We start from the raw sequence: 19046 nt of genomic DNA on the forward strand, positions 1-19046 counted from the left end.
TGACAGCTAATCAAGGAGTCGTAACATGCTATTTATAGAGGCGCTAAACAGAGCCAATAACCAACCAAACGAGAAAAAAATCATTTCTCGGGTTAAATATCGCCCTATTGTCAGTAACCAAGACTCGGTCGACCTAAGCTCAGCAGCACACCAAGTAAAAGAAATCTATTTAGAAAGCCAAACCAAAGATGCGCTTACGGCCTCAACAAGCGTTTTTGCCAATCTTATTGAGCATGTTCTCAGTTATATTTTTGAAACCAAGCTCCATCTACACTCTCCAGAAGAACTCGACTTAGACAAGAAAAACTGGAAACTTTTTTTACAAGTTCCCCCTATAAATACGGAAAATGGAAGAAAATCAGCGGGCTATCTTGCTCCTGAAATACATCGGCGACCGCCCGCAAAGCAATTGATTTTTCATATTCCAGTAAAACCCTCATATGGCATTCCAGTCGACATAACACTTCTTATGTCGCCACATAACGGATCGCCAGAGACATTGGACTTTTTCCACTCATTCCCAAAGGAAAACAGCCTACCCGTGTTAAGAACTCCTTATCCTCCAGAGTTCCTAGATCAACAAGTAAAGCATCACCATATTTTACTCGATCAGGATGGCGAAGCAGACCAACTGTCCGCACTGTATGCTCATGCCAACCAAAGCCGACTCATTGAGCAAAACCCAATTCCTACGCAACTGTGCGGGTTAAGAATTTGGCGCACAAAAAACAACGCCCTAAACCCTATTGTATTGGGCGACAAACACATTGGCCTTTTATTTGTTGGTCACTACAAAGCACAAGAAGGCAATGCCATCAGCGCTGAAGAAAGAGCGCGCCAAGCCTCCAACCTCTACACAAAAGCCTAACACAGAGCAATAAAAAAGCCCCTCTCGCCAAAACGAGAAGGGCCATCAGAAAACATACCGATACTAACAAGATACTTAAATACTAAAGCTCGCACCACAACCACAGGTGGACGTAGCATTTGGGTTTTGCACGACAAAGCGAGAACCCTCTAGGTTTTCTTTATAGTCCACTTCTGAGCCAACTAGATACTGAAAGCTTAACGGATCAACCACCAAAGTCACTCCATTACGCTTTACTTCGGTATCGTCTTCCTGATGCTCTTCATCAAAGGTAAAACCATACTGAAAGCCGGAACAACCGCCCCCTGTCACATAAACACGCAACATGAGTCGATCATTTTCTTCTTCTTCAATCAGCGATTGCAGCTTCGCCGCTGCGGCGTCTGTAAATTCAATAGGATCAATCGATTCAACCATGTTCATACCACTACTAAAACCATTTCGATAATTGAATTATCCGCTTATCCGACTAATTTAGTCAAGTATTGATCAATGTTCACGTGTCGAGCGGAAACGAACCTGCGGCCATTTCTCTTCAGCCATCATTAAATTCACTCGAGTTGGCGCCAAGTAGGTCAAATGACCACCGCCATCAATGGCTAAATTGTCACGACATTTATTTTTAAACTCTTCAAATTTCTTAGCGTCATCACACTCAACCCATCGCGCGGTATTCACGTTAACAGGCTCATAAATACATTCCACTTTGTATTCGTCTTTCAAACGGTAAGCAACCACTTCATATTGCAACTGACCAACCGCCCCCACAATCAATTCATTATTACGTTGCGGCATAAACAATTGCGTCGACCCTTCTTCAGAAAGCTGCTGAAGACCTTTCTGTAACGCCTTCATTTTCATAGGATCTTTCAAACGGACACGACGGAACAACTCAGGAGCAAAGTGAGGAATACCAGTGAATTTCAAATCTTCACCTTCTGTAAAGGTATCGCCTATCTGAATCGTGCCATGGTTATGCAAACCAATAATATCGCCAGAAAACGCCTCTTCAACGCCTTCACGATCACCTGCGGTGAAAGAAACCGCGTCGGTTACCTTAATGTCTTTACCAATTCGGCAATGACGCATTTTCATGCCGCGACTGTACGTACCCGAACAGACTCGCATAAAGGCAATACGGTCACGATGCTTTGGATCCATATTGGCTTGGATTTTGAAAATAAAGCCAGAGAATTTTTCCTCAGAAGCTTCAACTTTACGGCTGTTCGTTTCACGATCAATCGGCGCAGGTGCCCACTCAACAAAGCCATCCAACATTTCACGAACACCAAAGTTAGACAATGCCGTACCAAAGAACACTGGCGTTAATTCGCCCGCCAAATACGCATCGTGATCAAACTCATGACTCGCACCACGAACAAGTTCGATCTCTTCTACATACGCTTCCCAGTCATCGCCAAGCAACGCTTTCGCTTCATCAGACTCTAACCCTTCAATACGAATATCGTCCATCAAGGTATGACCACGACCGCGAACAAACACATGAATAGTATCGGTATAAAGGTTATATACCCCTTTAAAGAAATCACTCATCCCTATCGGCCATGTGATCGGCGCGGCGGCAATTTTCAGCACCTCTTCCACTTCATCCAACAGCTCAATCGGATCACGGATGTCGCGGTCCATTTTGTTTATGAAGGTCAAAATAGGCGTGTCTCGTAAACGACACACATCCATTAACTTAATCGTACGATCCTCAACACCTTTCGCACCATCAATGATCATTAACACCGAGTCAACTGCCGTTAGGGTTCGGTAAGTATCTTCAGAGAAGTCTTCGTGCCCAGGCGTGTCCAACAAATTCACAGTGCGATCTTTATACGGAAACTGCATCACAGAAGAAGTAATCGAGATACCGCGCTGTTTCTCCATCGCCATCCAGTCAGAAGTAGCGTGCTTATCGCCTTTTCTGCCTTTTACAGAGCCTGCCGTCTGAATTAACTGCCCAAGCAACAGAAGTTTTTCTGTGATGGTGGTTTTACCGGCATCAGGGTGGGAGATGATTGCGAAGGTGCGTCGATCGTTTACTTCGTTTAGAAAATTCTGGTCAGCCATTAAAAAGTTCTTTTAAGTTGTACACAGGCGTTATGAACATGCCTGTTATGTTAATCGTGATTTCAATGCCGCCTATTTTCGCTGATCTCGGCCTTATAAACAATCAATGCCTATAGAATTAATCCGGATTCAGACATTTCCCCTCCAGCAGAGCCAGCCCTACCCAATGCGGATTAACAATAGATATATTTTTAATCGCTTGTGATGGGACATTTTTGTCCTCAATATAGGCCAAAACCTAGCGATCATAAGACATTAAAGTTGGCATCAATCTTTCATTAGGTTTCTGAATTATAAAAATAATAAGGTATGAATAAATGGCAATTCCCACGCTTTTTTGGCTTCGCAATATCGGTATTGGCGGCAGGCTATTTTTAGCCTTTGTGTTGATCTCCTCTATCACTATTGTTGCAAGTGGTTTGGCGACAAACACCTATCTACAGCTTAGCGACCGCCTTCTGCTACTGAAATACCAAGACATTCCAGGTTTGGATGCGGCGGCTAGACTAAACGACAAAAGCCGACAAATCGTCGCTACGGCACCACTGTTAGTTACCAGTGACGCGTCCATTTCGCGCGAAAAAACCATGAACGAACTGAGCGCCGCCATCAGCGAGATGGACTCTTTGATGCGGAACCTGCCGGACTACAATCGATATTTTCTTGAGCTCATTACGCAAATTCAAAACAGCCTAACGCTCCTAAATCAAAGCGTTGAACGCCGCGAAGCCATAAGACGTGAACTGACCACACAATCATTGCTAATTTTCCCTTTATTTCAGGATCTCATTTTTCAGATAGATCAATTGGAACGCTCGGCAGAATTAGAACAAGTCATTAGTCGGCTATATTATTTTTCAGGTTTAATAGAAAAAGTCAGCAATGATGCCTCATTTAATGAATTGGATTATACCTTTTTGCGACTTGAAAAATTAGGTTCAGAGATTGCCCAATACCTTACTTTGTTGCCTCAGGTGCCACTGCCATTACGTCAATCATTACTTAATTTACTCACCATGAGTTCTCGTCAAGGCGAATTATTCCAACTCAAAAACGAAGAGCTAGACCTGCTCTACCAACAAAGTTTTCTTTTAGAAAATAGCCAGCAACATATTCAACAATTAGCTGCGCAAATCAATCAATATACCAATTATACCAACACCAGCATTCGCGGCTCGCTTGAAGGCGCTATAAAGTCTATTAACAGCAGTATTCGTAACATTCTATTGCTGTCTCTTATAAGCCTAAGCGTTGCCTGCGCTATTTCTTGGTTTTATGTACGTCGCAATGTGTTGCAACGCATCATCGAACTACAAAGAAACATGCGCGCCATTGCTAGCTCTCAATTGGATACAAAAATACGCATTGTTGGCCATGACGAAGTCTCTAGCATGGCCAGAGATTTACAATACTTCCAGCAAACGGCGATAGCCGTAGAAAAAACCAATCAAGCCCTCGCCGCGGAAATAGAAGAAAGAGTTGCCGCGGAAGCGCAACTAAAAGCCACGCAAAACGAATTAGTCCAAGCAGGAAAGCTCGCAGCGCTAGGGCAGCTTGGTGTGGGCATTACTCATGAAATAAACCAACCCTTAACCGCTATTGCCAGTCATTTGCACACAGCAGGGCGGCATATGGAAAAAGGCCAAATGGACAAGGCCCAAAATAGTTTAGATAAAATCGGCCTGTTACTCACGAAGATCACCCGAATCACCAAACACCTTAAAGCATTCGCTCGCGTTGCCGGCACAGAACGGACGCCAGTTCGCCTAAACACCGTACTCCAAGATGCCATCGAGCTTATGTCCAGCCAGATTATAGACCAGCATTGCACTCTGGATTATCAAGCAAGCTCAACGTCATTTTATGTACTCGCTGAACCGATTCGCCTAGAACAAGTCATGGTCAACCTGATTAGCAATGCCGTTGATGCATTATCCAGTGCGCCAGTAAAACAGCTTTCCATTAAGGTATATGAACAAGACAACAAGATAATGATTGATGTCAGTGACACAGGAATTGGTATTGATGAGAGCCAATTAGAACAAATTTTCGACCCGTTTTTCACCCAAAAAGAAGTCGGTCAAGGACTCGGTCTAGGCTTATCAATCAGTTACAACATAGTTCAAGATTTTGGCGGCCAAATTAGAGTGTCATCAACACCAGATGCAGGCAGCCGCTTTACCTTAGAATTAAAAAAGGCAGAAAAATAAATGCTTAATACAATAAAAATAATCCTTATCGACGACGACCAAGCCATTATTGAAGCATTAACAGAAATGCTAGAACTGGAAGATTTTCAAGTAGAAAGCCATAGCAGAGCAGACAAAGCCATCGCTTTGCTTGATAGAAACAGCGCAGCAGTAGTACTCAGCGATGTCAGAATGCCTAAGATGGACGGCATGAATTTACTCGCTCGCCTTCAAAAGCTAGACAATGAGTTACCGGTTTTACTGATGAGCGGCCATGGAGACATCCCTATGGCCATCGAAGCTATGAAAGAAGGCGCCTATGACTTTCTTGAAAAACCCTTGCAGCCAGCTCAGCTGATCAACCAACTGCAACGCGCTGCTGAAAAAAGGCAACTGGTTTTAGAGAACCGAAAGCTAAAGCAAAACCTCGCTCAGCAAACAGGCTTAGAAGCCTTTATTATTGGCGAGTCAGCCGCCATCAAGAACATTCGCCAACATATATCCTCGCTCGCGCAAGCGAATATAGACACCATTATTTATGGCGAAACAGGCTGCGGTAAAGACGTGGTTGCCAGAGCATTGCATCAATTCAGCCTGCGTAATAAAGGCCGATTTATCGCGATTAACTGTGGTGGCATCAGTGAAAGCTTGATTGAAAGTGAGCTATTTGGTCATGAAGCTGGCTCCTTTACCGGCGCCAACAAACGCCATATTGGTAAGATTGAAGCAGCTAATGGTGGTACGCTTTTTTTGGATGAAATAGAAACCATGCCGCTGCCAGTACAAATAAAACTATTGCGCGTTTTACAAGAGCGCACCATTGAACGGGTCGGAAGTACCACACCCATTCCCGTTGAGCTCACGGTTATTGCAGCCAGCAAAGACAACCTTGCTCAACTTGGTGACGAAGGAAAGTTTCGCAAAGATCTGTTTTATCGACTCAATGTTGCAAGCCTGACCATTCCTCCACTCCGAGACAGACCAGAAGACATTTTGCCGCTTTTTCACCACTACGCGCAAAAAGCCGCTGAACATTTCTCTAGGGAATTGCCCAGTATCACGCCTTCGTATCTAGACCATTTAATCCAGCATCAGTGGCCCGGCAACGTTAGAGAGCTAAAAAACTCAGCAGATCGATTTGTACTTGGGATTAGCGAAAACTCCCTCGCATCAATAAAACGGAGCGATGACATAAATGGCAGCTATGAAGAACGTATGGATCAATTTGAACGCCATATTATTGAAGAAGGGCTCAGAGCCACCAACGGCTTATTAAATGAAGCGGCCGAGTTACTGGATATGTCACGCAAGACCTTGTATCGAAAAATGAAAAAACATCAATTAGACAAACAGCAATTTAAAACATCCGAAGATGATGGACAAGAATGACCCATTTCCTATTTCCATATGAGACTAACGCGCCCCAAAAAATAGAGCAGCCTCAAAAACAAGAAACTAACCATTTGTTTTTTAAGGGTTTATTAGTATTGGCATCGGCTTTGCTCTACATCAGTCAATCCTTCATCCGTGTGGGATTGACTCATCTCCGACAACGGAACCTCCCGACCGGTGATAACAATAAAAAATACATCTCGAGGAAAATAATAATGCCTATTAAATTATTAACAGGTTTAGTGCTCTCAAGTTCATTGCTATTAGGCGCCAGCTCTGCCCTAGCCGAAGATTGCAGCTACCGTGGCGTTCTAGACGATAAGTTCTGTGACGAAAACTACGACCTTGTTGCCGACCTACCAAAAGACCCAAGCCAATGGCGCGATCCAAGTACTCTAGTTTTCACCTACACACCGGTTGAAGATCCCGCGGTTTATAAAGACGCATTCAGTGATTTCCAAAAGTACCTCAGTGAAGTGACTGGCAAAAAAGTAGTGTATTACACGGTTCACTCTAATGCCGCAGAAGTCGAAGCATTGCGTTCTGGCCGATTGCACATTGCAGGCTTCTCTACCGGCCCAACAGGCTACGCTGTTAACCTCGGCGGTTTGGTTCCAATCGCCGTAAAAGGCACAGAAGAATCGTTTCAAGGCTACAACTTAATTACCATTGTTCGCAAAGACAGCAGCATTACCAAAATGGCTGACTTAAAAGGCAAAGTGGTTGCTCATACATCTGCGTCATCAAACTCAGGTAACTTAGCGCCTCGCGCCATCTTCCCAGCATTGGGTTTAACGCCCGATAAAGACTATGAAGTGAAATACTCAGGCAAGCACGATCAATCGATCATGGGGGTTTTATCTGGCGACTATGATGCCGCGCCTGTTGCCTCAGATGTTTTCAAGCGCATGGTGGACGCGAAACGCGTGAGCAAAGAGGATTTCCGTATCATTTACACAAGCCCTCGCTTCCCAACCTCCTCCTTTGGTTACGCATATGACCTTAATCCAGAGCTGGTTGAAAAAATCAAAAAAGCCTTTTTCACCTTCCGTTTCCCAGCGGAAATGCAAAAAACCTTTGGCGGCGCTGATCGCTTCTTCCCAATAACTTATAAAGAGGATTGGCAAGTTATCCGTGATATCGCTCACTCATCCGGTACGGCTTACACCAAAGCTGGACTTAAACAACTAGCGGAAGCCGATGCAGCAAAAGCGGCGGCCGCTAAACGTAAGAAAGAAGCCGCCAGTAAAAGCCAATAGCGGCTATTCCTAATCGTGTAATACATTTAAAAAAAAAGACTTATTTTAAAAAGACCAACAACCTGAGTTATCGGGTTGTTGGGCCTTTTCGCCTGTAGGAAACCATCATGTCTGTCACTCAAAACACAGCTGAACGCTCAAACTTTCTAGAAATTCGAAACTTAAAAAAAGAATACACAGCAGGAAATCCCATTTTAAAAGGGATAGATATTAACATTACAGAACCTGGCATCATCGCCATCATAGGGCCTTCTGGAACGGGTAAAAGCACATTACTGCGTTGTATCAACCGTTTAATAGATCCTACGGATGGGCAAATTTTATTTGATGACGCTGACCTTTGCTTAGCCAAAGGCGCTCAACTGCGCAAGCTACGCCGCCAAGTGGGTATGGTGTTCCAAGAATATAACCTTGTTGAACGCTTAACCGTTATTGAAAACGTCTTAACAGGCCGTCTAGGTTACATGTCTGCATGGCAAGCTTGGCGCAGAAAGTTCAGCCAAGAAGACATTAATACTGCATTTGAATTATTAGACGCTGTGGGCTTAACCGAACATGCAAAAAAACGCGCCGATAGCCTTTCTGGGGGACAACGCCAACGAGTAGGCATCGCAAGAGCGGTGATGCAAAACCCTCGTATTCTATTGGCTGACGAGCCAACGTCCTCTCTCGATCCAAAAACGGCGGTGGAAATCATGGAGCTGCTTGAACGCTTCTCCGCAGAAAAGAACATTCCAGCCTTGGTCAATATTCATGACGTAAAACTGGCCAGTCGTTTTGCTAAACGTATGATTGGCATGAGCAATGGTGTTGTTGTTTATGACGGCCCTCCTGAAGGCATTACCGATGAACACCTAAAACAAATTTATGGAGGTGAATCATGGCTGGTATAAATGCTTCGCAAAACAGAGAAAATCCATTCAAGCAAAATTGGTTTGTTACTGCTATTTGGCTGCTCGTCATCTGTTATGTGGTTTACTCCTTTAATGCGATGGGTTTAAGTTGGGAGCGCTTTAATGATGGATTAGGCCATGCCGGTAACCTGCTTGGGCGAATGATTCCCCCTAACTTCAGTCGTTGGTCTTTGCTCATGAGCGGACTGATTGAAAGCCTTGAAATTGCTGTGATTTCAAGTATTTGCGGTATTTTCATTTCATTGTTTCTAGGATTATTTGCTGCTCGTAACATGATGCCAAGCTGGATCAGCACACCAGTACGAACACTTATCGCACTTTGTCGTACCTTTCACCCTGTGATCATTGCGATCCTGTTTGTTAAGAGTGTGGGATTTGGCGCTTTGGCAGGGATTTTAACGCTAGTGGTCGCGTCGGTTGGCTTTATCGCCAAACTCTTTGCAGAAGCCATAGAAGAAATATCGCTAAAGCAAGTGGAAGCGATCCGTGCCACAGGGGCTGGTTTTACCAGCATCATCTTATTTTCCGTTATGCCTCAGGTATTTTCTCGCTTTATCGGCTTCTCTACCTATCAGCTTGACTCCAACTTGCGTAATTCCACCATGGTGGGGATTGTCGGCGCGGGCGGTTTAGGCGGTACATTATTCTCTGCGTTCCAGCGCTTTGATTACGATTTCGTCGCGGCCATTCTCATCATCATTATTGCTCTAATTATGTTTGGCGAGTTTCTCTCTAACATCGTTCGACGCATTTTTCGCTAGTCTGACCTAGGAGCCTATTTTTATGAACACAATAGATCATCACTGGCAGCGTTTTACGCTAAAGCAAAAACTGTCTCGTTACGCTGTTTATCTTGTTCTTGTTATAGCGTTTGTACAGTCTATTCAATCCGTCGAAGTCATCCCCGAATTCTTGCTGGATGCACCAGAACAAATGGCTGACATGTTCTCTCGTATGTGGCCGATTGATTTCGCGTATTATCCAGATACTGTTCATGACGCCATGGTGGAAACGCTAAATATCGCGACATTAGGTACGCTTATAACATTAATTTTTGCTATTCCGCTGGCGTTAATGAATGCCAGCAATATTGTTAACTCGGCTTGGAGTCACTGGGTATCCCGCTTCTTCCTAGTCTCTTCTCGCTCGGTAAACTCATTGGTCTGGGCATTACTTTTTGTCTCCATCTTTGGCCCAGGCGTGATCGCTGGTGTCTTAGCAATTGCCTTCCGCTCTATAGGCTTTGTCGGCAAGCTACTTGGCGAGGCAATCGAAGAAGTAAATATGGGGTCTATTGAAGCACTTAAAGCCACTGGCGCGTCTTGGATGTCTATTTTGCTGAAAGGCTATTGGCCTCAGGTACTACCCGCTTTCTTCAGTATCGTCTTATTTCGTTGGGACATTAATGTCCGAGAGTCTGCTGTATTAGGATTGGTGGGTGCTGGCGGCATCGGTGTGGTACTTGATGATTCAATGAATCTATTTCAGTGGGATCGTGTTGCCATGTCGCTATTGGCTATTTTCATCATCGTTATCTTGGCTGAAATTGTCGTGGTGAATATTCGTAAACGATTAATCTAGTTATCTTTGATTCATCCATAAAAAAGGAGCCAAATTTGGCTCCTTTTTAATACAGTCAATAACCCGTGTTATTCTGCGGTGTCATCCGTTGTTAGTCCGCTAGGTCGTTTCGGAAAAATACGACGCACAATGACAAAGAATAAAGGTACGAAGAAGATGGCCAGTACTGTTGCCGTCAATGTACCACCTACGATCCCTGAACCAATCGAAATTCGGCTGTTCGCACCCGCTCCAGAAGAAAGCGCCAGCGGCAATGTCCCGACCATAAACGCCATAGACGTCATGATAATAGGACGTAGACGTAAGCGAGCAGCTTGAGCCGCCGCATCCCAGACGTTGACACCTCGACGGTAAGCCGCTTCCGCAAATTCCACAATCAAGATAGCGTTTTTAGACGACAGACCAATGGTGGTCAGCAAGGCAACTTGAAAATACACGTCATTTTCCAGACCACGCAAATGCGCCGCTGCCGCTGCCCCAATCACCCCTAGAGGAATGACCAAGATAACCGAGAATGGAACCGTCCAGCTTTCATACAATGCTGCAAGACACAAAAACACAACCAAAATAGAGATGGCATACAGGATTTGCGTCTGTCCACTTGATAAACGCTCTTGGTAAGACAAACCACTCCAAGATCCAGTAACGCCGCCTGGCAATGCATCCGCCACACTCTGCAATTCGTCCATAGCGGCACCAGAACTTACGCCCGTTGCGCCAGAACCTTGAATTTCATAAGAAGCCAAGCCATTAAATCGAGTTAAGCTTTTTGGTCCATATGTCCATTCACTTTCCGCAAACGCAGAGAATGGCGTCATCGTATTGTCACTGCCGCGTACATACCAATGCTGCAAATCCTGAGGGGAAGAACGGTATTGTGCATCACCTTGCATGTAGACGGTTTTTACTCGACCACGATCAATAAAGTCATTCACATAACTACCAGCCCATGCCGTGCTCAGCGTTGCACTGATATCAGACAAAGACAAACCCAGTGCAGAGGCCTTTTCTTGGTCAATATCAATATGCAACTGAGGCGCTTCAGAATCGGAACCTAAACGCACTCCTGTTAGCAAGGGGCTTGTGTTTGCATTTTGCAGCAACGCATTACGCATCTCTAGCAATGTGGCGCGGTCTGTATTACCTGTCGCCTGTAATTGGAACGTAAACCCACTACTTTGCCCCAAGCCTTGGATAGAAGGCGGAATAAGAGAGAAGATTCTAGCGTCACGAATACCGGCAAAAGCACCATAAGAGCGGCCCACAATGGCACTGGCAGTATTGGCAGGGCCGATACGTTCGCTCCAATCTTTTAGCGCGATAAAGGCCATCCCTGCGTTTTGACCACTGCCCATAAAGTTGAAACCAGAAATAGTGAACGTTGCATCAACATTATTCTTCTCTGTGACCATGAAGTGGTGTTCCACTTCACGCATAACTTTATCCGTTCGAGCCATGCCAGCACCTTCTGGTAACGACACCATCACCATAACTCGACCTTGGTCTTCTGTTGGTAAAAAGCCTGATGGTAAATTCATCATCAAACCCGCTAGGCCAGCAACAATAACGCCGTAACCCAGCATCCAACGAATCGGCTTTTTAATGATCCCGCTGACACCTCCAAAATACTTATCCGTTGCTCGGTCAAAATTACGGTTAAACCAACCACCTAGCCCCTTTTTCGGCGCGTGATGATTCGGTTTTAACATCGTTGCACACAATGCTGGAGTTAGGGTCAATGCCACTACAACTGACAAGGTCATTGCTGCAACAATGGTGATGGAAAATTGACGATAAATAACACCCGTCGAACCACTAAAGAACGCCATTGGCAAAAACACGGCAGACAACACCACGGCAATACCAATCAACGCACTGGTAATCTCCTTCATGGACTTTATTGTTGCCTCTTTAGGCGACAACTTATCCTCTTCCATGACTCGCTCAACGTTCTCTACGACAACGATCGCATCGTCCACCAGCAACCCGATCGATAGAACGATACCGAACATGGTCAAGGTGTTTATCGAAAAGCCAAACAATTCTAAAACACCGAAAGTACCCAATAACACTACAGGCACTGCAATGGCAGGAATCAAGGTAGCGCGCCAATTTTGCAAGAAAACAAACATCACGATAACCACCAACAAGATGGCTTCAAAAAGTGTTTTAACCACTTCTTCAATCGAGATTTTAATGAAACTTGTGTTATCAACAGGGAAAGACAATTTATAACCATCTGGCAAACTGCCAGATAAGCCATTTAAGACACCTTTAACCGCTTCCGACGTGGATAATGCATTCGCACCAGGCGCCAACATAACCGCCATACCAGAGGCAGGGTGGCCATTTAAACGAGCAATATACGAATAGCTTTCACTGCCCAATTCCACTTTGGCGACGTCACTTAAACGCACGGTCGCACCACTGTCATCGTACGCAAGAATAATGTCTCGAAATTGCTCAGCGGTTTGTAACTTAGACTGTGCAGTCACCGTTACATTTAGCTCTTGCCCTTGAACAACGGGGTAAGCCCCTAAGCTACCGGCCGCTACTTGCGTGTTTTGCGCTGTTACTGCTGAAGACACATCAGAAGGCATCAGCTTATAAGAAGCCAATTTCAAAGGATCAAGCCAAATACGCATCGCATATTCAGCACCGAACACCTGAATACTACCAACGCCATCCACGCGAGAAACTGGATCCTGAATGCTGGATACTAGGAAGTCTGAAATGTCATTTGCCGAGTCTGAATCTGTTTCATCATACACCGCAGCAACCATTAAAAAGTCCGAATTAGACTTTTTAACCGTGACGCCATTTTGCTGAACCGAAGTGGGTAAATTAGACGTAACTTGCTGAATTTTATTTTGAATCTGTACTTGAGCGATGTCCGCATCCGTACCTTGTTCAAACGTCACATTAATACTCGTACGACCACTTGAACTACTGGAAGATGAAAAGTACAACAGTCCATCTAAACCGGTAAGCTGTTGCTCTAATATTTGTGTAACACTGTTTTCCACCGTTTCCGCAGACGCACCAGAATAAGTCGCAGAAATACTGATCGTAGGCGGTGCCACATTAGGGTATTGAGAAACAGGTAGATTCAAAATAGAAGCAAGACCGGCCAACATTATGGCGATGGAAATAACCCACGCGAATACAGGACGATTTATAAAAAATTGAGCTAACATAGATTACTTCCCTTGATTCGAAGAACCATTAACATTGGCAGCAACAATCGCACCGGTCTTACTGTCTCGAACCATTTCAACAGTAGTCACTTCGCTTCCTGCTCTTACTTTTAATGAACCTTCAACAATCACTTTGTCGCCTGCATTTACGCCATCAAGTACCAACCATTGATTATTAATAGTGCGGTCTACTTTCAACACTCGACTTTCAACAATGTTTTTCTGATTGACCACCAACGCAATTGGATTGCCTTTTACATCACGAGAAACACCTTGCTGAGGCACTAAAATAGCTGCGTTGTGTGTTAACTCATGGATCAAGCCACGTACAAACATACCCGGCAACAAAAGGTTGTCTGGATTAGGAAATTCAGCACGAAGCGTTACACTACCAGTCGATTCATCCACACTCACTTCACGTGCTTTAAGGGTTCCTTCTTCTTGGTAAGTGGTGCCATCTTCCAAAACAAGAGTCACTTTATTTGAGCCTTTCTCCACACCATCAAGCGACAAGAAAGAGCGTTGCTTAAGCTGATCCAGACTGGTTTGGGCCAAGTCAACAAAGATCGGGTCCAATGATCTCACCGTCGTCATAACCGTTGTTTGGCTACCCGTTACTAGCGCCCCTACGGTGACTTGCGAAATACCAATTCGGCCATCAATTGGCGCTCTGATTTTTGTGTAATCCAGATTAATCTTGGCGCTCTCCAAGGCCGCTTCGGAGCCTTTTTGTTTTGCTTTGGCTTCTAGAAATGCCACTTGCGCATCATCAAGATCTTGTTGTGATACATTGTTTTGTTTGCGAAGCTGAGTATAACGCTCATACTTTAGCTGAGCCGACTTCAAGCTTGCATTGGACGACTCTAAATCTGCCTGAGCTTGTTTATAAGAAGACACGTAAGTGGAATCATCCAACTCATAAAGCAAGTCACCAGTGTTGACATCTTGACCTTCTTCAAAGAAACGCTTCTTTACAATACCGCCCACTTGAGGGCGAATTTCAGCCACCAAACTTGACGTTGTACGACCAGGCAATTCCGCCATCAGATCTGTTTTTTGAGGCTGAATAACAACAACACCAACCTGTGTTTTGGGTGCGGACGGCACAGCAGCAGACTTAGGTGCCTCCTCCTGACAACCAGCCAGCAATAGGACAAGCAACGCACTTGCAACATATTTACATTTAGACAACATTGAGGAGACTTCCTTTCGAGATATTGAGAATGATCATTCACAAGCACTATAATACAAGCAATCAACCTAATATATGACAAAACGTGCAAATAAATGAGAACTATTCACCTACCCTGCCACAGCGATCAACGAAAACAATGCATTATTGATGCCACCAAACATCACGTGCTAAGCAAAGGCTTTCACAAGGCCAGCATGAGTGAAATAGCGAAAACAGCTGAGCTTAGTGTAGGTCAAATTTACCGCTACTTTGCCCATAAAGATGACATTATTTGCGCATTGGTAGAGCAGTTTACCCAAAGAAGATTACATTATATGGCGTCCTTTTTAGATAAAAAGGATTGGTTAGAAAGGCACTTTTCTGATCTCAACCCAGAAAGCAACAATGAGAGAATAATGCACGCGGAGATAAAAGCCGAGGCAGCACGAAACCCAACGATTGCTCAGATCTATAAAGAGTCACACCAACGTCTGCAAAAGCGCGCCATCAATATCATGGCCGCGCAGTATCCCAATATGGATCAAAAAGAAATAGCTGCGAGGATTGAAATGCTTGTCACCCTTAGTGAAGGATTATTGGCACGCTGGGAGTTCCAACCCCGACCATTCAGCCAAGAAATGCGTCAACTATACAGCGATACTCTCGATACTATACTGCCTGATTAAGCCTTTCTGGCGGGTTTGAAAATCGATTTGATCTGTGTCCATCGACAAACCAACATCGCCAGAAAAATCAAACAGCAGCCAAATACTTGCCCAACACCCATCACCTCGCCAAACCATAGCACCGCAAAAATAGCCGTCCAAACAGGTTCTAAATTCATGATCACCGCAGCATGGCTCACGGGGGTCAAACTCATGGCGTAAGTTTGTAATAAAAACCGTAAGCTGCTCGCGATTAAGGTGCTGGCTAGAAACCAGCCTGCCACATTAAGACCAATGCTGTGAGGAAGCGTTTCTGTGAACACAGACACAACAAGCAACACAACACCTGCCGATGAAAGCTGAATGGCCGTCAGTACCAGCGCATGCATACGCATTGAAAAACGCGACAATAGGTTCAACTGAAACGCCATGCACAAAGCCGCACCTAGAAAATACACCTGAGCAAATTCAATGTCCAAGCCTTGGTTCAAGGCAAGAAAACCCAAGCCCACCACAGCAATCGGTAACGCAATCCAAATACTCAAAGGCGGCCTTTCTTTGAACATAAACCGAGCCACCACCGGAACCAGCACCACCCCTAAACTCGTAATGAAAGCCCCTACCCCCAAATTGGACCCTTGATCCAACCCAGTGACCCAAAACATCATAGTGATTCCCATCACCACTCCGACCCAACATGCCTGTTTAATATTCCCCCAGTCCAACCCACGGAAATATTTCTGCCCAGCTAAGAACAAAACAAAACCAGCAATAATGAAGCGAACCCCCATAAAAAATAAAGGTGGTAGTCCAGCCAAGGCCTCTTTAGAAAAAATCCAGCCAAAGCCGGCCAAAATCGTCACCAAGACTAAAATCAATTCCGCCTTCACATGGGAACCCTGTTTCACGTGCTCTCCTTAATAAATCCATATTCAAAGCAATAAAAAAAGCCTGTGCATTTAGTGATCACAAAATGCACAGGCTTTTCGTTTTACAACGAAATTCTGTTCGCTTTTATTTCACGCTTTTTGGCCAAGCGATGTAAATAGACACCAATGCAGCAACCGCTAATACCCAGCTGTATTGCACATAACCGACTAAATCCAAAGGCGACACTTTCGCCAAAGAAGAAGCCAACAATATTTGAGCACCGTATGGCAAAATCCCCTGCACGACACAGGAAAAAATATCCAATAAACTGGCACTGCGGCGTGGATCAACATTGTAGCGTTCAGCAATGTTTTTTGCGACAGAGCCGTTAATTAAGATCGATACTGTGTTGTTCGCAGTACAACAGTTTGTCAAAGCGACTGCCGCACTAATGCTTAGCTCTCCAGCACGCGTGGAGCCAGCCTTGGCACCCAATGCACAACTAATACGTTCAATTGTACTTACCAGCCAATCTAGACCGCCTTGAGACTTCATCAATGCACCAAGACCACCAATCAACAAAGAAAGGATCAAAATCTCCTGCATACCGGTATAACCAGCGTAAATATCAGCGGACCAAGACGCGACAGAATATTCTGGCTGCATTGTCAAACCAATCACACCAGCCAACACAATGCCGCTAAACAACACCAACATCACATTCACACCGGCAATAGCCAGCCCCAGTACCACCACATAAGGCAACACTCGAATCAATTCGTAGTCTTTGATGTCTGAAATGTGTGCGCCACTGCTCTGGAAAAACAACCAAACCAACGTCACTAAGGCCGCTGGCAGAGCAATCTTGAAGTTCATGCGAAATTTATCACGCATGTCACATCCCTGAGTTCGAGTGGCGGCAATGGTCGTATCAGAGATAATCGACAAGTTATCACCGAACATAGCGCCACCGATCACCGTGCCAACTGTTAGCAATAAAGGCAAATCAGCCGCTTCAGCAACACCTATGACTATTGGCGCAATCGCAGCAATGGTTCCCATCGATGTACCCATCGAAGTGGCAACAAACGCCGTAATAACGAACAACCCTGGCAACAAAAGCGAAGCAGGAATAACGCTTAAACCGAAGTTAACCGTCGCATCCACACCACCCACACTTTTCGCCACACTGGCAAACGCACCAGCCAACAAATAAATCAAAATCATGGTAACAATCGTATTGTCGCCAACACCTTGAATAAACGTTTCAATGCGCTGATTAAACTGCCCTTTTCCCAACAAAACAGCCAAAGCAATCGCAGGTAAAATAGCAACAGGAGCAGAGATTTGGTAGAAGGCAAAATCAACGCCTTCAGATTGATACCAAAGGCCACTGCCGACAAAAAGAACAAGGAAAAGCAATAATGGCAACAAGGCCAAAGGAGATTTAGAAGTCATATCGTCTGAGGATTCCAGATTTAAGTTAACCCTTAAACTTATGATCCAAGGGTAAAGAGGCGGCGATGATAATCAAACTCAACCAGCGAGGCCAATAATAAATCGCAATGACGATCTCACAAAACGTTATAACCAAAAAGCTAGATTCATATAAAAAAATAGAAGTTTAATTATAAAAAGAACACTCAACAGATTCATCTATTGTGCAATACGGAATAGCCATAGACACCGTCCAATTTAGACTGAATGACATCTGGGGCAAAACGTCCAGCCGCTTGCAGGGCTTTCAACTTCATTTTTCCAAGCAAACCGCCATGCATATGATACAAGCCAGCATTGGTTTTCGACATTTTTTGAACTTTCGTCGCACGTGGTTTACGCACTTGTTCGTAATGCATAAAAGCATCTGTCAGAGAATACGCACATAAACACCTTGCCAAAACATAAGCGTCTTCAATGGCCATTGCCGCCCCTTGCGCCATAAACGGCAGCATTGGATGACAAGCATCGCCTAATAAAACCACGCGTCCCTTATGCCACGTCGGCAACTCGTCACGGCCATTCAAAGCCCATAGAAAGGTACTGGTCGCAGACGTTAATAAGTCACTCACTTCTGGATGCCAACCCGTAAAAGCACGCTTCAATTCTTCTACATCACCTTCTTCACGCCACGATTCAGATTGCCAGTCGCTGCGCTCTTCTACAGCAACGAAATTGACATAATGACCGCCTCGCAAAAAATAACTCACAAAATGACGACCCGGCCCAGCCCAAACACAAGCATCAGGTTTAATATTCACCTTCAAGTCATTCACAGGAATAACGCCACGCCAAGCGACCTGACCCATAAATGTCGGACGCTCTTTACCAAGCATTTGTTCACGGACTTTTGAATGAAGACCATCCGCACCAACCAATACATCCGCCACAAACTCGCGCCCGTCTTTAAGCAAAACAGCAACCTGATTAAGAAGCACGTTCTCTTCGTAACTGCTTACCTCCGCATTCAACATCAACTCAACACCACATCTAACACAAGCATTCACCAGCACTTGATGTAAATCAGCACGATGTAAATGCCAATACGGTGCGCCATATCTCGCTTCAGCGGCGCTCCCTAATGCAGACCTAAAATAGTACTCGCCCGTTTTGTAATCGCGAATCACAGCCTGTTGCGGCACAAAGGCAAAGGGCGTCAATTCGGACTCTAAACCAAGCTGGCGAAGCACTTTGAATGCATTCGGACTGATCTGTAACCCAGCCCCAACTTCACCCAATTGTTCGGCTTGCTCTAAAACCACCGCTTTCATACCTTGTTTTGCCAACGCTAATGCGGCGCACAAACCACCAATACCCGCTCCAGCAACCAAAACACGACTGACCTGAGACACGACTTTATCCCT

At 44.9% G+C, this 19046-nt stretch carries 15 protein-coding genes; 8 read left to right on the forward strand and 7 right to left on the reverse strand.

Going from position 1 to position 19046, the window contains the following annotated elements; translation table 11 throughout:
* Positions 1 to 25: 25 nt before the first annotated feature.
* Complete coding sequence (locus AABA11_RS13035) at positions 26 to 868, forward strand: hypothetical protein (protein WP_338268586.1); 843 nt, start codon at positions 26 to 28, stop codon at positions 866 to 868.
* Positions 869 to 943: 75 nt separating this feature from the next.
* Here AABA11_RS13035 and erpA read toward each other — a convergent pair whose 3' ends face one another.
* Complete coding sequence (erpA, locus tag AABA11_RS13040; RefSeq protein WP_265729869.1) at positions 944 to 1291, reverse strand: iron-sulfur cluster insertion protein ErpA; 348 nt, start codon at positions 1289 to 1291, stop codon at positions 944 to 946.
* A 66-nt stretch (positions 1292 to 1357) separates the two neighbouring features.
* Complete coding sequence (locus AABA11_RS13045; RefSeq protein WP_338268588.1) at positions 1358 to 2944, reverse strand: peptide chain release factor 3; 1587 nt, start codon at positions 2942 to 2944, stop codon at positions 1358 to 1360.
* A 317-nt stretch (positions 2945 to 3261) separates the two neighbouring features.
* On the opposite strand from AABA11_RS13045, the gene AABA11_RS13050 reads away from it, so the two are divergent.
* From AABA11_RS13050 to phnE (AABA11_RS13075), 6 genes are all read left to right on the forward strand, one after another.
* Complete coding sequence (locus AABA11_RS13050; protein ID WP_338268590.1) at positions 3262 to 5154, forward strand: ATP-binding protein; 1893 nt, start codon at positions 3262 to 3264, stop codon at positions 5152 to 5154.
* A complete protein-coding gene (locus AABA11_RS13055; protein WP_265729866.1) occupies positions 5155 to 6522 on the forward strand; it encodes a sigma-54-dependent transcriptional regulator in 1368 nt (455 codons plus the stop codon).
* 218 nt (positions 6523 to 6740) lie between these two features.
* On the forward strand, positions 6741 to 7784 hold the full coding sequence (phnD, locus tag AABA11_RS13060) for a phosphate/phosphite/phosphonate ABC transporter substrate-binding protein (RefSeq protein WP_338268593.1): 1044 nt from the start codon (positions 6741 to 6743) through the stop codon (positions 7782 to 7784).
* Positions 7785 to 7891: 107 nt separating this feature from the next.
* Positions 7892 to 8677 carry a phosphonate ABC transporter ATP-binding protein gene (gene phnC / locus AABA11_RS13065; RefSeq protein ID WP_072840278.1) on the forward strand — a complete coding sequence of 262 codons (786 nt, stop codon included), beginning with the start codon at positions 7892 to 7894 and terminating at the stop codon, positions 8675 to 8677.
* Entirely contained in the window at positions 8665 to 9459 is a 795-nt protein-coding gene (gene phnE, locus AABA11_RS13070; RefSeq protein ID WP_338268596.1) for a phosphonate ABC transporter, permease protein PhnE, read from the forward strand. Before phnC ends, phnE (AABA11_RS13070) begins: the two co-directional genes overlap by 13 nt.
* Positions 9460 to 9481: 22 nt before the next feature.
* Positions 9482 to 10279, forward strand: a complete 798-nt coding sequence (phnE, locus tag AABA11_RS13075) for a phosphonate ABC transporter, permease protein PhnE (protein WP_338268598.1) — start codon at positions 9482 to 9484, stop codon at positions 10277 to 10279.
* Between the two features lie 68 nt (positions 10280 to 10347).
* On the opposite strand, the gene AABA11_RS13080 is transcribed toward phnE (AABA11_RS13075), so the two are convergent.
* Entirely contained in the window at positions 10348 to 13476 is a 3129-nt protein-coding gene (locus tag AABA11_RS13080; RefSeq protein ID WP_338268600.1) for an efflux RND transporter permease subunit, read from the reverse strand.
* 3 nt (positions 13477 to 13479) lie between these two features.
* Positions 13480 to 14670, reverse strand: a complete 1191-nt coding sequence (locus AABA11_RS13085) for an efflux RND transporter periplasmic adaptor subunit (protein ID WP_338268602.1) — start codon at positions 14668 to 14670, stop codon at positions 13480 to 13482.
* A gap of 93 nt (positions 14671 to 14763) precedes the next feature.
* Here AABA11_RS13085 and AABA11_RS13090 point away from each other — a divergent pair, with 93 nt between their 5' ends.
* The gene (locus tag AABA11_RS13090; RefSeq protein ID WP_338268604.1) at positions 14764 to 15336 is read left to right on the forward strand and encodes a TetR/AcrR family transcriptional regulator; all 573 of its coding nucleotides are present in this window, start codon (positions 14764 to 14766) and stop codon (positions 15334 to 15336) included.
* Here the strand turns inward: AABA11_RS13090 and AABA11_RS13095 are convergent.
* From AABA11_RS13095 to AABA11_RS13105, 3 genes are all read right to left on the reverse strand, one after another.
* Entirely contained in the window at positions 15333 to 16223 is an 891-nt protein-coding gene (locus tag AABA11_RS13095) for a DMT family transporter (RefSeq protein WP_338268606.1), read from the reverse strand. The two genes, AABA11_RS13090 and AABA11_RS13095, sit on opposite strands and share 4 nt — an antisense overlap.
* A 106-nt stretch (positions 16224 to 16329) precedes the next feature.
* Entirely contained in the window at positions 16330 to 17643 is a 1314-nt protein-coding gene (locus AABA11_RS13100; RefSeq protein ID WP_338268608.1) for a Na+/H+ antiporter NhaC family protein, read from the reverse strand.
* A 194-nt stretch (positions 17644 to 17837) separates the two neighbouring features.
* Positions 17838 to 19034, reverse strand: a complete 1197-nt coding sequence (locus tag AABA11_RS13105) for an FAD-dependent monooxygenase (RefSeq protein WP_338268611.1) — start codon at positions 19032 to 19034, stop codon at positions 17838 to 17840.
* Positions 19035 to 19046 lie beyond the last annotated feature (12 nt).

Origin of the sequence: Marinomonas pontica (genome assembly GCF_036322735.1) — a bacterium.
GTDB classification, from domain to species: Bacteria; Pseudomonadota; Gammaproteobacteria; order Pseudomonadales; family Marinomonadaceae; genus Marinomonas; species Marinomonas pontica.

Bases quoted from the DNA above. Each gene is read 5' to 3' on its own strand.
- AABA11_RS13035 (WP_338268586.1), top strand. From the start codon at position 26: ATGCTATTTATAGAGGCGCTAAACAGAGCCAATAACCAACCAAACGAG.
- erpA (WP_265729869.1), bottom strand. From the start codon at position 1,291: ATGAACATGGTTGAATCGATTGATCCTATTGAATTTACAGACGCCGCA.
- AABA11_RS13045 (WP_338268588.1), bottom strand. From the start codon at position 2,944: ATGGCTGACCAGAATTTTCTAAACGAAGTAAACGATCGACGCACCTTC.
- AABA11_RS13050 (WP_338268590.1), top strand. From the start codon at position 3,262: ATGGCAATTCCCACGCTTTTTTGGCTTCGCAATATCGGTATTGGCGGC.
- AABA11_RS13055 (WP_265729866.1), top strand. From the start codon at position 5,155: ATGCTTAATACAATAAAAATAATCCTTATCGACGACGACCAAGCCATT.
- phnD (WP_338268593.1), top strand. From the start codon at position 6,741: ATGCCTATTAAATTATTAACAGGTTTAGTGCTCTCAAGTTCATTGCTA.
- phnC (WP_072840278.1), top strand. From the start codon at position 7,892: ATGTCTGTCACTCAAAACACAGCTGAACGCTCAAACTTTCTAGAAATT.
- phnE (WP_338268596.1), top strand. From the start codon at position 8,665: ATGGCTGGTATAAATGCTTCGCAAAACAGAGAAAATCCATTCAAGCAA.
- phnE (WP_338268598.1), top strand. From the start codon at position 9,482: ATGAACACAATAGATCATCACTGGCAGCGTTTTACGCTAAAGCAAAAA.
- AABA11_RS13080 (WP_338268600.1), bottom strand. From the start codon at position 13,476: ATGTTAGCTCAATTTTTTATAAATCGTCCTGTATTCGCGTGGGTTATT.
- AABA11_RS13085 (WP_338268602.1), bottom strand. From the start codon at position 14,670: ATGTTGTCTAAATGTAAATATGTTGCAAGTGCGTTGCTTGTCCTATTG.
- AABA11_RS13090 (WP_338268604.1), top strand. From the start codon at position 14,764: ATGAGAACTATTCACCTACCCTGCCACAGCGATCAACGAAAACAATGC.
- AABA11_RS13100 (WP_338268608.1), bottom strand. From the start codon at position 17,643: ATGACTTCTAAATCTCCTTTGGCCTTGTTGCCATTATTGCTTTTCCTT.